The sequence below is a fragment of the Rhodobacter capsulatus genome (assembly GCF_005144475.1).
Lineage (GTDB): Bacteria > Pseudomonadota > Alphaproteobacteria > Rhodobacterales > Rhodobacteraceae > Rhodobacter > Rhodobacter capsulatus_C.
This window is the reverse complement of record NZ_SWJZ01000063.1, coordinates 1-12,991: the sequence shown is the minus strand read 5'-3', so window position 1 is coordinate 12,991 and position 12,991 is coordinate 1. Positions and strand designations below refer to the sequence as shown.

Annotated in this window: 10 protein-coding genes and 2 pseudogenes; 6 read left to right on the top strand and 6 right to left on the bottom strand. The window is 64.8% G+C overall.

Annotated features, from left to right (window positions below; genetic code table 11):
- Positions 1-72: 72 nt before the first annotated feature.
- Entirely contained in the window at positions 73-519 is a 447-nt protein-coding gene (locus FBT96_RS14365; protein WP_136907819.1) for a MerR family transcriptional regulator, read from the top strand.
- Positions 520-525: 6 nt separating this feature from the next.
- On the opposite strand, the gene FBT96_RS14360 is transcribed toward FBT96_RS14365, so the two are convergent.
- On the bottom strand, positions 526-1,755 hold the full coding sequence (locus FBT96_RS14360) for an MFS transporter (RefSeq protein WP_136907817.1): 1,230 nt from the start codon (positions 1,753-1,755) through the stop codon (positions 526-528).
- A gap of 81 nt (positions 1,756-1,836) precedes the next feature.
- Between FBT96_RS14360 and FBT96_RS14355 the strand changes: the two genes are divergently transcribed.
- From FBT96_RS14355 to FBT96_RS14330, 5 genes and pseudogenes are all read left to right on the top strand, one after another.
- Positions 1,837-2,469 carry a DNA-3-methyladenine glycosylase family protein gene (locus tag FBT96_RS14355; RefSeq protein WP_136907815.1) on the top strand — a complete coding sequence of 211 codons (633 nt, stop codon included), beginning with the start codon at positions 1,837-1,839 and terminating at the stop codon, positions 2,467-2,469.
- Complete coding sequence (locus tag FBT96_RS14350; RefSeq protein ID WP_136907813.1) at positions 2,466-3,128, top strand: alpha/beta hydrolase; 663 nt, start codon at positions 2,466-2,468, stop codon at positions 3,126-3,128. The genes FBT96_RS14355 and FBT96_RS14350 overlap by 4 nt, the downstream gene beginning before the upstream one ends.
- A gap of 402 nt (positions 3,129-3,530) precedes the next feature.
- The gene (locus FBT96_RS14345; protein ID WP_136907811.1) at positions 3,531-4,097 is read left to right on the top strand and encodes an HNH endonuclease; all 567 of its coding nucleotides are present in this window, start codon (positions 3,531-3,533) and stop codon (positions 4,095-4,097) included.
- 398 nt (positions 4,098-4,495) lie between these two features.
- Positions 4,496-5,479: pseudogene (locus FBT96_RS14340) on the top strand (tyrosine-type recombinase/integrase).
- Positions 5,480-5,491: 12 nt separating this feature from the next.
- Positions 5,492-6,209: pseudogene (locus tag FBT96_RS14330) on the top strand (IS91 family transposase); the annotation flags it as partial.
- A gap of 474 nt (positions 6,210-6,683) precedes the next feature.
- Here FBT96_RS14330 and FBT96_RS14325 read toward each other — a convergent pair.
- The 5 genes from FBT96_RS14325 to FBT96_RS14305 form a co-directional block, all read right to left on the bottom strand.
- Positions 6,684-9,728: a phage tail tip lysozyme gene (locus FBT96_RS14325; protein WP_136907807.1), complete on the bottom strand. Its 3,045-nt coding sequence runs from the start codon at positions 9,726-9,728 to the stop codon at positions 6,684-6,686.
- Positions 9,725-10,276, bottom strand: a complete 552-nt coding sequence (locus FBT96_RS14320; protein ID WP_136907805.1) for a phage virion morphogenesis protein — start codon at positions 10,274-10,276, stop codon at positions 9,725-9,727. Before FBT96_RS14320 ends, FBT96_RS14325 begins: the two co-directional genes overlap by 4 nt.
- The gene (locus tag FBT96_RS14315; RefSeq protein WP_136907803.1) at positions 10,276-11,196 is read right to left on the bottom strand and encodes a hypothetical protein; all 921 of its coding nucleotides are present in this window, start codon (positions 11,194-11,196) and stop codon (positions 10,276-10,278) included. Before FBT96_RS14315 ends, FBT96_RS14320 begins: the two co-directional genes overlap by 1 nt.
- 2 nt (positions 11,197-11,198) lie before the next feature.
- Positions 11,199-12,143: a major capsid protein gene (locus tag FBT96_RS14310; protein WP_136907801.1), complete on the bottom strand. Its 945-nt coding sequence runs from the start codon at positions 12,141-12,143 to the stop codon at positions 11,199-11,201.
- 126 nt (positions 12,144-12,269) lie between these two features.
- Positions 12,270-12,728: a helix-turn-helix domain-containing protein gene (locus FBT96_RS14305; protein ID WP_136907799.1), complete on the bottom strand. Its 459-nt coding sequence runs from the start codon at positions 12,726-12,728 to the stop codon at positions 12,270-12,272.
- Positions 12,729-12,991 lie beyond the last annotated feature (263 nt).

The window sequence follows — 12,991 nt, the reverse complement described above, 5'->3', positions numbered from 1 at the left end:
GATCTTGCGGCGCTTGCCGCGACCTGAAGAAAACCCTAATCTCTCTAGCGACTAGAGCTGCAAGGGGGGATCATGCTCAGCATCGGGCGTTTGTCGCAGGAAACCGGGGTCAAGGTGCCGACGATCCGCTACTATGAGCAGATCGGCCTGATGCCCGCGGCCGAGCGCAGCACCGGCAATCAGCGGCTTTACGGCACGGCGGCGCGGCGGCGGCTGTCCTTCATCCGCCATGCCCGCGATCTGGGCTTTCCGCTGGAGGCGATCCGCGATCTGCTGGGCCTGTCCGACCAGCCCGACCAGCCCTGCGGCGCCGTCGATGCGATCGCGCGGGCGCAGCTGACGACGATCCGCTCGCGCATCGCGCGGCTGCAGGCGCTGGAGGAAGAGCTGATGCGGATGATCGGGCAATGTGCGCATGGCCGGATCGCCGAGTGCCGGGTGATCGAGGTGCTGGGCGATCACGGCCAATGCGCGCATGACCATCACGGCACGTTTGACGACGACGGGCCGGGGCGGTAGCGCCCCTCAGCGGGTCTCCTTCGGCCGCAGCACCAGCCAGATCAGCGCCGCGCCCGCCAGCGTCAGGAAGGGCAGCATGGCCAGGTTTACCGCCTGCCAGCCCGTCACCGCATCGGCCGAGGCGCAGGTCATCAGCCCGCCCGAGGAGAGCGAGGCCAGAAACACCCCGCCGAAGACGACGAAATCGTTCATCCCCTGCACCGTGCCGCGTTCCTCGGGGGCATGGGCGGCGGCGAGCATCGCGGTCGAGCCGATGAAGCCGAAGTTCCAGCCCAGGCCCAACAGCACCAGCGCCAGAAAGAATTGCTCGAGGTTGACCCCGGTCAGGGCCACCGCCCCCGCCACGGCCAGAATGAAAAGACCAATGCCCACAATCACTTCGCGCCCGAAGCGGGCGATCAGATGGCCGGTGAAGAAAGACGGCAGATACATCGCCAGCACATGCGCCGAGACGATGTCGGCAGCATTCGTCGTGGTATGGCCGCAGCCCACCACCGCCAGCGGCGTCGAGGTCATCACGAGGTTCATCAGCGCATAAGAGACCATGCCGCAGATCATCGCCACCAGGATCACCGGATCGCGCAAAAGCTGTGCCCGCGTCCGCCCCGCCGCCTGCCCCCCGGACTGTCCCTTCACCCGGCGGCCGGGCGCGGGGAGGCGCAGGAAGGCAAACAGCAGCGGCCCGGCCAGATTGATCGCGATGATCGCCAGATAGGTTGCCTGAAACGGCACCACCAGCGCCTGCGCCGTCAGTTTCACCAGCTGCGGCCCCAGCACCGCCGCGATCAGCCCCCCGGCCAGCACCCAGGAAATCGCCTTGCTTTGATGTTCGGGCGCGATCCCGTCGGTCGCGGCGAAGCGGTAAAATCCCTGCGCGGACATGTAGATACCGGCCAGAAGCGAGCCAAGGCAGAACAGCGGGAAAGAGCCGATGGCCAGCGCATGGGCGGAAATCGCCGCCCCGATGCCCCCCGCGGCGGTGGCCAGAATGAAGCCCGCGCGGCGCCCGTAAACGGCCATGAAACTCGACATCGGCTGCGCCGTCAGCACCGATCCCAGCACGATCAGCGACAGCGGCAGCGTCGCCAGACAGGGGTTCGTGGCCAAGGACTTGCCCGCCAGCCCGCCGACGGTGAAGATCATCGACATCTGCGCGCCCAGGAATGCCTGCGCCGCGACCAGCACGATCAGGTTGCGAAGCGGCAGCGGCGGGGCGGAGGTGGCGGTCTCGGTCATGCCCAAGGCCTAGCGCGCGCCGCGCGGGCTGGCAAGCTTTCGGGGCTGGCGGCGGGCGCGAAAACCGGGCAGGCTGGGCGCATGGTCGGACGCATCATACATACCGAAGACGATATCGCCGAGGGCGCGGCCTGGCTGGCCGCGACCGAGCCGCGCTTTGCCCGGGCGCTGGAGCGGACCGGCCCCTGGCCGCTCAGACGCCGCGAAGACGGGTTCGACGCCCTGCGCGATGCGATCTTGGGTCAGCAGGTTTCGACCGCCGCGGCGCGGTCGATCCGCGGCAAGCTGATCGAGGCCGGGTTCGGCGCCGCCCCCGCTTTGGCCGAAGCCTCCGAGGACGATCTGCGCGGCTGTGGCCTGTCGCGGCAAAAGGTGCGCTATCTGCAGGCGCTCGCCCGCTCGGGGATCGATTTCGACGCGCTGCGCCGCCTGCCCGATGCGCAGGTGATCGAGACGCTGCTGCCCCTGCCCGGCATCGGCCGCTGGACGGTCGAGATGTATCTGATCTTCGCGCTGGGCCGCGCCGATGTCTTTGCCGTCGACGATCTGGCCTTGGCCGAGGCGGCGCGGATGCTGTTCGATCTGCCCGAACGGCCGAAGCCACGCGCCTTTGGCACGCTCTCTGCGCCCTGGTCGCCCTGGCGGGCGGTTGCCGCGCGCGGGCTTTGGGCCTATTACGCGGCGATGAAGGATCGCGAAGGAGTGGCGCCATGACGCGGATCAACAAGGTGGGACGGGTCGAGGCCCTGTCGGGCAAGGCGACCTCGGCGGTGATCTTCCTGCACGGCTACGGCGCGGATGGCGACGACCTGCTGGGTCTGGCCGAACCGCTGGCGCCGCATCTGCCGAACACGTTGTTCCTGTCGCCCGACGCGCCCGAGACCTGCGTGACCAATCCCTTCGGGCGGCAATGGTTCCCGATCCCCTGGCTCGACGGCTCCGCCCCCGAGGAGGCCGCCGCGGGGCTGGCGCGCTCGTCCGAAGATCTGAACGCCTTCCTGGATCAGGTGATGACCTCCGAGGCGCTGGCCGCGTCGCAGATCGCACTGGTGGGCTTTTCGCAGGGCACGATGATGTCGCTGCAGGTGGCGCCGCGCCGCGCGCAGGCGCTGGCTGGCGTCGTCGGCTTTTCGGGGCGGCTTCTGCGCGCCGATGCGCTGGCCGCCGAGACGGTGACACAGCCGCCGATGCTGCTGCTGCATGGCGATGTCGATCAGATCGTGCCCTTCGGCGATCTGAAGCAGGCCTCCGATGCGCTGCGCGCCGCCGGTTTCGATGTCCGCACCCATGTGATGCGCGGTACCGGGCATGGCATCTCGCCCGACGGGCTGGGTCAGGCGCTGGCCTTCCTGCGGGCGCATCTGCCCGCCTGAGTCGCGCGCCATCTGCCCGATTTCCGGGCAGCCCGTCATATCGCCGTTGCAAACGCATGCAATGCCAAGGCCCACGGGCAGGTTGCGCAGATCGCGGGCCTTGTCCTGCGGCTGACGCGAGATATAGTAGAGCTGTGGCAGAGGCGGGGGCTTCTCCGCCGCGCTGCCCGCTCGGAACAGGCGGGGAAGAACGATGTGCGGATCGGATCGAGGGGGCGAAAGGCTGCGGACCTGCAGGGACCGGCGCAACCGGGTGTCGGCCGATGGTGGCTTTGCCTGCCCGCCGCATCCGAGCAGTATCACCCCCGTGACGCCTGTCTCTTCCTGTCCGACCTTGCGAAAGCGCGTGTATCCCACGCGCTTTTTTCTTTGCCTGCAAGGCCTTGCCGAAAGGGGGCGGGGATGAATGCGGCGATCGGAAATCTGCGCACGCTGGTGTTGAACGCCGACATGCAGCCGCTGTCCTGGGCGCCGCTGTCGGCCTGGAGCTGGCAGCAGGGGCTGGTGGCGGTGCTGCAGGAGCGCGTCATCCAGGTGAAGACCTACGAGGGGCTGCGGGTCTCCTCGGCCAACCAGAGCTTTGAAATCCCGGCGGTGGTGGCGCTCAAGACCTATCGGCGGCGCAAGAAGGTGCCCTACACGCGGTTCAACGTGTTCTTGCGCGACGAATTCCGCTGCCAGTATTGCGGCAAGCGGTTTTCGGCCTCGGAGCTGACCTTCGATCACGTGATTCCGCGGGCGCGGTCGGGCGGCAGCCGCTGGACGAACATCGTCACCGCCTGCGGCCCGGACAATCTGCGCAAGGGCTGCCGGACCCCGAAAGAAGCCGGGATGCGCCTGTTGCGGGCCCCTTTCGAGCCCAGCCCGCGCCAGCTTGACGACATCGCGCGACGGCTGCCGATGGCCAAGGAGGGGCTGCACCAGACCTGGCTCGACTTTCTTTACTGGGACAGCGAACTGGAAGAATGACCGCGGCCGGTGGCGACCCGGGTGCAGAGGGACGCACAGGTTTCCCCTCGGACGCATCGATTTCACCACCCCATCGTGAAAGGCCGCGAAAGTGTCAGGGCCGCGCGGCCCAAACCGCCCTTGCCCGCGCTGACCGCTTGGGCCGTGCAGAGCCCTAGCAGGGAGCACAGGCGACTGCGAGGAACCGTGCAACCCGGCCATCTTTCTCTCGGGCCTGCGAAGCGGCCAGTCGGGCACGCCGCAGTGAGGGCGCCTTCGCAAGGGGCGGAAGGACTAAGCCGCTCCGCGGCATTGGCGCCTGTGGCTGGCGCTCGGCTGCCAATTCAGAGTTGCGCTTTGTGTGAGGCCTTTGCGGGCTGACGATCGTGGTCTTCCCACCCGTCAGACAGGAGGTTTCGATGAAGGAGAAGAAGACCACTCCGCTGCGCCAGCGGATGATTGAGGACATGAAGATCCGCGGGTTATGCGAGAAGACCCAACAGGGTCACATCCGCTGCGTGAAGCATTTCGCGTCGTTCCTGGGGCGATCGCCAGACACCGCCACTCCGGAGGATCTGCGGTCCTACCAGCTTCAAATGACGAAAGACGGGGTCTCGGCCACCACGTTCAACGTCCGGATCATCTCGTTGCGGTTCTTTTTCGGCGTCACCTGCGGACGCGAAGAGATGAAGCGATACATGCAGTTCCATCGCCAGCCGCGGAAGTTGCCGGTGGTGCTGAGCGTGGAAGAGGTCGCAAAACTGTTGGCCTCGGTGCCCGGGCCCGGATTGAAGTATCGAGCAGCCCTTGGCATCAGCTACGGAGCCGGGCTGCGGGCATCGGAGGTCTGCAACCTCAAGGTCCGCGACATCGTGCCGACGGCGCGTCTTCGACACGACGACAGCCAGCGCATGCTGATCCATGTCGAACAAGGCAAAGGGAGCAAGGACCGGCAAGCCATGTTGTCGCCCAGCCTGCTGGAGGTGCTGCGGCAATATTGGCGCGAGTCCCGGCCCGAAGGCTGGCTGTTTCCGGGCAAGCCGAAGATCTCGCCGCTGTCGTCCAGGCAGCTGAACCGCGCTTTCATGGCGGCCAAGGAATGAGCCATGGTCCGCCATTGGTCCGAGGACCATGGCGAATGCGGGGATCACGAAGCCCGCGACCCTGCACACCCGTCGTGTCGAAGACGCGCCTCCGGCACGATGCCACAGCTTCGCCACGCATCTGCTCGAGGCCAATACCGATGTGCGGGTGATCCAGGTTCTGTTGGTTCACGGCCCGAGCTCAGCACCACGGCGCGGTATGCCCATGTCGCCACCAAGACGATCCAGAGCACCGTCAGCCCCTTCGAACAGATGAAGCTTGTGCAGGACAGGGTGCTGCGATCCGACGGCCCGGATTGATGCCGGGGCTCTATGCCCCGCCCATCGCTGGAACTGGCTGACATCTTCCGCACCCATGGCCCGGCGTGGCGACGGGCCAATGCGGGGCATGTCAGCCTGACCCAGCTGAAGGTAATGTCGGCGATCGAGGCCTGCCGGAGTTTGAGCGTCAAGCAAACGATCCGGGGGATCGTTTGTAGCGAAAACGCGCTTGGGCCAGGCATGTGGCCGGTTGCGCCAACTGCGGCCACCAGCACATCGCCTATAACTCCTGCAAGAACCGGCATTGCCCCAAATGCCAGGGCCCGGCGGCGCGCGACTGGATGGCCGCGCGCGCCGAGGATCTGCTGCCGGTCGAATATTTCCACGTCGTCTTCACCCTGTCGGCCGAGATCGCGCAGGTCGCGTTCTGGAACAAGAAGGCGGTCTATGACCTGCTGTTCCGCGCTTCGGCCGAAACGGTCATGACCATCGCGGCCGACCCCAAACGCCTTGGGCCACACGGCTCGGCATGACGGCGGTGCTGCACACATCGTGCCGCGGGCGCGTCTTCGACACGACGGGCTCTGCGCTGACCCACCATCCCCACATCCACATGATCGTTCCGGGCGGCGGCCTGTCGCCTGACGGCACCCACTGGATTGCCTGCAAGCCGGGCTTTTTCTTGCATGTTCGGGTGCTGTCGCGGCTGTTTCGGCGCCTGTTCCTTGAAGGTCTGCTCGCCTTGCACTGCGCCGGGGAACTCGCCTTCTTCGTGTAGGGGGGGACTACCTTTGACACAAAGCTTCCGGACGGGGTAAAAACCTGCAAGGGCATGAAAAGGCTTAAAGAACAGCGACATGGAGACGTGACGCAGGACGCGGGCGAATGTTACCAAGTGCCTTTACTGGCCCCAAAAACTGACATTCAGCACGCAAAAACTTGCACAAGGCCACCATGAAGGAAGCACTTCTTGGCGCAAGCTAACATTCTGAGCCAAAAGACATTTTATGTGCTGAGATGAGCGAAAATGCGCCGGAAACAGGTCGGCCATTGGCTGCCAAGGTGTTGCCTGGCTTCCCACCTTGTTCCGAAATGGAAATGACATGTAAGGTTATGATAATGAATGAAAATAATTGGGATTGCATCGCATACATTTTGAAACAAGGTGGGAAGCCGCGAAATCTCACCAATCGGAACAATGTTCCTTCAGTTCGCAATTAGGCGGGAAATCGTTCCGAACCCATCAGCGCGCTATCCCGACCGGATTGATGCCGTAGTAATCCCGCATGGTCCGCCGCGCCTGACCTCCGCCAGCGGTCAGGCCCTTCGCGACGGCATCGGCCATCACGAGTTCAAACCGGCGCTGCCCGCGGCTATCCGTGGTCTCCTGCACCTCGCCCTGCACGGGCACCGAAGAATTGTTGGTGATGTTGATCACCGGTCGCGCGTCGATCTGGGTCGCGCTGGCAGCCGGGGCACCGCCAGTGAGAATGCGCTGCGTCAGGTCGGCGGGGACAATCGTGCTCGGGCCGGTATATTCGACCTCTGGGCCGGATTCGCCAACGATCCGCAGGCCACCGTCGTGGCGCCCGCCGCCGGCGAAGCCGGGGATGCCGAGGCCGCTCATGATGCCCGAAAACAGCGTGCCCCAGAAGCCTCCGCCACCACCGCCCTGCACGGCGCCACCAAGCGCCTGCCCGAACTTGTCGAAGCCAGTGCCCATGGTGCCCAACTGGCCGGTGGCGAGCGTCGTGGTGGTGCCGAATTTCGCCATCGCCTGTTCGGCGGCACCAAGCCGGGTTGACCAGCTTTTCTGCATCGCGTCGTCAGACGGGCGCTCAAACTGACGCATCCAGGCATTGGTTGCGCTCGACACATCCGGCGCGGCCTTCAACGCGGCCAGCGCGCCGGAATGGGAGCTGTTGAGCTCCTTCCAGACGTAATCAAGCTGCCCCTGCACGTTGCCAAGGTTCTGACGTCCGCCAAGAGAGGAAAGGAGGCCATCCGCGCGCGCGCCATGGTGCTGGAACAGCCCGAGGCTTGTGCCTCCATCGCCTGGGATCGTCGGATTGAAGCCGCTTTCGGCCTGCACATTGCCCATGATCGCCGCCACCTGGTGCGGCTTGAGACCCTTGGCCGAGAAGTAGTTCCAGACCTGCGATTGCACATCGGACGTGCCTTGCAAGCCGCCCATGCCCCCACCCGCGCCGATGCCACCGGCCAATGCGCCAATCCCTGTTCCGCCAAGAATTACCGTTGCTGCGGTCACGTTCATGTTCGCGACAGACTGCGCCGCGGCCGTGGCGGCAAGCTTCGAACCGTCGATGGGACCGGCTTTTCCGGTGAGCCTGTCCCAAATTCCTGACAGACCGCCGACATCGAACATGGTGGAATAATCGCTGCCGAAGATCGCGTTCTTGAGGGGGTTGGTGATCGCCAGTTGTTCGAACATCGAGCCGATTTCGTCGGCCAAACTGTCGAATGCGCCCTTAACGTCCCCCTGTTTGAGGGCGTCGAAGATGCCGTCAATGGCGGTTTCACCCGCCTTTGTCACCGTTCCCCATCCGTCGCTGATCCGCTTCAGGGTCGCTTCAGCTTCGGAAGCCGTCACGGACGCATCCCGCATCATGGCCGCAAGCGAACTGTCAGGATTTATGTTGCGCTGACGGATTTCGAGTTCGGCTTCATAAAGGGCCAGCACACGCCGCCGCGTTTCTTCTGTCTGTCCGACCAGGCTCAGTTCGAGCTGCGTCTTGGCGATGCTCTCGGCTTGGGTGCGCAGATAGTCGCGACCGGCTGCGATGGTGCCGAAGGGGTCGGCAGAATTCAGCCCCTTGGCCGCTTCCCACCGCTCGCGCAGCTCTTGCTTGTGAGCCTCGGTCAGCTGCGTCATGTCCCGCAGTTGCCGTTCGAAATCCTGACGCTCGGCCTCGATCTGCAGGCGCTTCACTTCGAGACTGTCGGCACCATATTCCGCAGTGGCCTTGGCGATCCGCTGCGTCATTTCGAGATCGTCGGCCAGATCGTAAGGACCGCGCGTCTCCTTCATCACGTTCCGAAGATCGGACAGAATGCCCAGGAGTTCTTTGCCCTTTTCAGCGCCGCTCTTGTAGGGTGCCCCCATGTCCGTCTTGGCGACCGATTTCACCAGGGCGTCGATCTGCTCAGTCGTGCCCTTAACATTCTGCGCCTCAAGCGCGACCTTGGCGACATTTTCACCAAACGCGAGCGCCTCCCGTGTGGCTCCCCCGGTGGCATATTCAGCCTGAGCCAAGGCGGTTGCCAACCGCTGCGCAAAGATCTGCCGATCTTCATTGGTCTTGGCGTGCAAGAACAGATCGAGCGCGTCCTTGACCCCAACCGCGCCCTTGTTGGTCAGGTTGAACTGTTCCTCCAGCTTTTGCAGGCGAACGACGCCGAAGGTCGAGACGTCTCCGATCTTTTCACCGATGCTGCCCAGGGCGTCTTTGAGATCGAGGGCCGATTTTGCCCGCGAGAGCGTCAGAATGGCGAGGTTCATTTCGCGCGCCGCCTTGGCCCCGCTGCCGTATTGCTCGACCAGATCGGAAGACCCTTCCTTCGCTGCCTTCATGGCGCCGTCGAGGGATTTGGTCGAGCTTTGCAGATCGGACAACGCTTGATCGAGGTCTTTGGTCCCCTCGCGTGTGTCCATCAGCCATTGCACGGCTGCCGTGCCAAAGCCGATCACGGCCATGGTTGCCAAAGACATGGGGTTGAGCATCCCCATGAAAGCCCCGCGCAGCGCGGTCCCGACACTCAGGCCGGAAGCCCGCATCTGCCCCATGACCTGCGTAACCTGCGTGCCTTGCTGCATCATCAGCATCATCGGGTTTTGCCCGGCCATCGTCATCATGGCGATGTCGTTGAACTGGTAGCCAAGGTTTGCGGCATAGGCCGCACCGGCCCCGCTTTGCTGCGATCCCGTGGGGGTGGCGGGCATGGGCAAGGGCGTGGGAACATGAGCGGGCGGCAGAACCGGAGGCGGGGGCTGCAATGGCATCGGATCAGGAAGAGCCGATTTGCGCAGGGCCTCGCGGGCGCGGGCTTCTGCCTCGGCCGCGGCGGCTGCCTCACGCGATGCGCTCGCTGCATTGCGCTTGGCATTCGCATTTTGGACCGTGGCGGCGGTGTCCTGATTGGTGACCGCCGCCGCGCCTTGCGTTTCCGCTGCCAGCGCATCCGTTGCGGCTAGCACTTCCTTGGCCGCCGCCGTCGCGCTGGTCGCGTTTCCCTTGAAAATCAGCTCATAGACGAAAGGCCCGCTCATACCGACAACCATTCTTCTGCGGCCTCAAGAATGCGCTCCTGATCCAGATCGGAAACACCGATGTAGGGACGTGCCGGAATTCGGATGGAGTGCGCCTTGATTGACACGTCCTTGCCGCCCTCCTTGTCGCGCTGAGCAAAGCGCCTCCCGACCATATAGCGGCTGCCAGCGTCCTTGTTGATGGTGCCGCCAAGCTGGTGGATCGCCGCCCAGCGAACAGGAGAGCCAACCCTCACATCCTTGTCGGAGGGAATTGCGTTGAGCGATGCTTTCAGGCTGCTGTTTTTGCCATTCGTGTTTGACTGAAGGATCATCAACGGCAGCTGGTTTTTCTTGATCCGTGCCCGGACTGTCGCCGGTTTCAGCGGCGCCCAGGGCGCACCATTCGGGCCGCTCTGGCTGTCGAACCGTTCACGTGCGGAATTCAACAGGATTTCCCCAACACCCTTGTAGAAGGGCCGCAGATCGCCCATCCGTGCGAGCATATCGCGCAGCGCCTGCCGCGCGGCGGCTTCTTGCAGTTCAACCGAGACGCTGATGCCTGCCATCACCGCCCCTGCCCTTGCACGAGATCGAGCGCGTCGGCAAAGCTGATGCCCTTGGCCCGGCTGACTTCCGACGCCCGCGCCGCAAGGTCGCTGCCGCGCGGGTCGATGGTGTAGCCTGCCGGAACCTCGACACCGCCAGGAGCGCGCGGCGCGCCGCCAGCCTTGAACGGATCGGGGCCAAGGTCGAATTCCCCGAAGCTTACCACGGACGGCTGTTTGGCGAGGTAGTCGAAGAACCAGTCACGGGCGGGTTTTTCGCTGCCGTCAGAAAAGCTGACGGTATCGGAGCTGCCCAGGTGCGCGGCGAAGCTCAGCACCTCGTCCTTGAACGCGGGCAGCACCCGGCCCGACTGGATCAGGTCTTCCACCCGCCGTTCCACGGCTTCACGGCGCAGCTGCGCCAGCTCGCGCGCCTCGGGCGAAAGCGGCGCGGCGAAGTTCTGCGAAAGGGCGATGCTTTCGCCCGCCCCGCCCGCGAACTTGACCGGCTTCAGGCCGGGCACGGCGGGGGCCGTCGCCCCGAGGAAGCCGACATGGCGCAGGTGAAAATCACCGGGGGTCGGGTTCGCCGTCGAGCCGGGCGTGAAAAGCGAGATCGAGACGCGCTTGTAACGCCCGGCCTTCACCGCATCGGCAAATTCCGGCACCACGTCGCGCACCGTCGCCTTGAGAACGTCGTTTTCGACAAAGAGACGATCCACCCAGCCGAAAGCCGGGGCGTCGGTTTCAGGGTGCCCGATCACCACCGGGGCCGGGTTGGCCTCGGCGTTATAGCTGGCCGCGATGCTGGCCAAGGTCTGACGCCCGATGGTCTGCTTCGTGCCCGACATGTCGCTGAAGGTGCCGACCCGAAAGACCTCGATCGGTCCGAAGCTGCCCGGCGCGGATTGCGAAGGAATGCCCGTTCCTTGGTTCACCATGATCACGCCCCCACGATGTTCTGAAACAGGAAGCCCGAGGCGATGCCCGTCAGCTGCGGCGCGCGCTGATAGGTGACGCCATAGACCCACGACCGGCAATCGCCATCCCAGCGCGGCGTTTCCACGAAGGGATGCCCGGTCAGGGTGTAGGTGTAGCCGAAGGACGGCTGATCCATCGCCGCATCCTGCGACGGCACATAGCCCAGCACGGCGAAGTTGCCCCAAGCTTCCTTGGCCGCGGCATCCGGGGTCTTGGGGTCGAGATAGGTGGCCTTGCCCACCGCCAGTTCTTCCAGCTCGAACAGGCCCGCCAGCATCTGCGCCGTGATGCTTTCGGCGGTGGTGTATTTGAACCGTTCGACGATTTTCGGGTGAAGCTTGAGCGCCCGGAAGCCTTTCGAGCTGATCACCATGCGGTTCGGATCGATGCCGCAGGTGGTCCGCACCTGGTCTTTCGCGTTCTCGATGTCCTGCATGGGGGTGCTCAGGTCGTCGTCCCAGCAAGCCGTTCCAGCCAAGGCAAGCTTGTTGCTGTTGCCATAGTGCGTCGCATCGGTCGCCAACGCCGCCTGGTCGATTTCCAGCGTCAGCGTCAGCGAATTCATCACCGTATTGACGGCGCGCTTGCCCAGATCGAGACCCGGCACGGCGGCGGCGTCTTGGGCGAATTCGCGCGGAACCGGCGTATCGAGGGCGAAGTTCTGCAGCGCATAGGGCTTGCCCTCATAGCCGAACTGGATGCGCTGGACACTCGCCCCCGGCGCGCGGCGCGAGTTGTAGTTGACGAAGCCTTCGCGCCCGAATTCGATCACCTGCCCGCCCGAGGCCGGAACCGCGATCGAGGGGAACAGGATGTGGCCCACCCGCTGCGGGTGGATATAGCCCTGCGCGATGCCCGACAGGACGGGGTCGATCACGCGGGCGGAATTCTGGTTCAGAGGTTGCATTTGCGTTCCTTGGCTCTGGTTGATTTCCGCGCCGCTGGGCGCGGTCTGTGCCCTTCCCGGTGGTCACGCCCCGGAAAGGGTGGGAAGGGGTGTTAACCCCCCGTCAGGATCGCGGCGCGGGGCATATCAGGACGCCCCGCCCGCTGCGGTGGCGCAACTCGCGCCGAAATAACGGTTCCGGGGCTTGCGGTTGGGATTGCTGACGCCCAGCTGCGACAGGCGCCGCCGCACATGCCGTTCGGTCAGCGACACCGCGCGGGAAATCTCCCAGTTGGCGAGGCCGCGGCGCACCATGTCAACAAGCCGGGCGTCCCGGTCTTCGGCCTTGCAAAGGCGCGGCACATAGAACCGCGCAGGCCCGACCGCCTCGCACAGCAGCCGGGCGTTATCGAGGCCCAATGCCTGGGAAAGAAAGTGCCCCTCGGTGACAGTGTTCGCCCTGGCCGGAATGTCGATCTGTTGCCCGCCGAACGCCTTGCAAATCTGCCCGAAGGCCCATTCGCCCAACTCGTCAAGGATCGCCTCCTTGATCAGAGATGCGTCGGTTTCGTCCGCGTAACCGGACCGAACGGGAAGGGGTGTCATGCCGGGATGCCTCCGTTTTGCCTGTCTCCCGGACGCTAGTCCGGGGAGGTATCATTATACCACCGGACATTTGTCCGGGGTCAACCGGGGGCGATTGCGGCGAAGGTGGTCTGGCCCGTTCCCTGGCGATCAACGGTTGCCCGCGTTCTCGTGGGCAACCCCCGGCTGATCGCGGTGGCGCATCATCGCAGAAGAGGCCGGGGGCGTGTGGCGGGGCTTGGATTGAGCCCCGCCACCACTTCCCTCCTAACCGGTGGGGAATA

Excerpts from the sequence above, each read along its gene's own strand:
- FBT96_RS14345 (WP_136907811.1), top strand. The coding sequence starts at position 3,531 with ATGAATGCGGCGATCGGAAATCTGCGCACGCTGGTGTTGAACGCCGAC.
- FBT96_RS14320 (WP_136907805.1), bottom strand. The coding sequence starts at position 10,276 with ATGGCAGGCATCAGCGTCTCGGTTGAACTGCAAGAAGCCGCCGCGCGG.
- FBT96_RS14360 (WP_136907817.1), bottom strand. The coding sequence starts at position 1,755 with ATGACCGAGACCGCCACCTCCGCCCCGCCGCTGCCGCTTCGCAACCTG.
- FBT96_RS14355 (WP_136907815.1), top strand. The coding sequence starts at position 1,837 with ATGGTCGGACGCATCATACATACCGAAGACGATATCGCCGAGGGCGCG.
- FBT96_RS14350 (WP_136907813.1), top strand. The coding sequence starts at position 2,466 with ATGACGCGGATCAACAAGGTGGGACGGGTCGAGGCCCTGTCGGGCAAG.
- FBT96_RS14310 (WP_136907801.1), bottom strand. The coding sequence starts at position 12,143 with ATGCAACCTCTGAACCAGAATTCCGCCCGCGTGATCGACCCCGTCCTG.
- FBT96_RS14315 (WP_136907803.1), bottom strand. The coding sequence starts at position 11,196 with ATGGTGAACCAAGGAACGGGCATTCCTTCGCAATCCGCGCCGGGCAGC.
- FBT96_RS14365 (WP_136907819.1), top strand. The coding sequence starts at position 73 with ATGCTCAGCATCGGGCGTTTGTCGCAGGAAACCGGGGTCAAGGTGCCG.
- FBT96_RS14325 (WP_136907807.1), bottom strand. The coding sequence starts at position 9,728 with ATGAGCGGGCCTTTCGTCTATGAGCTGATTTTCAAGGGAAACGCGACC.
- FBT96_RS14305 (WP_136907799.1), bottom strand. The coding sequence starts at position 12,728 with ATGACACCCCTTCCCGTTCGGTCCGGTTACGCGGACGAAACCGACGCA.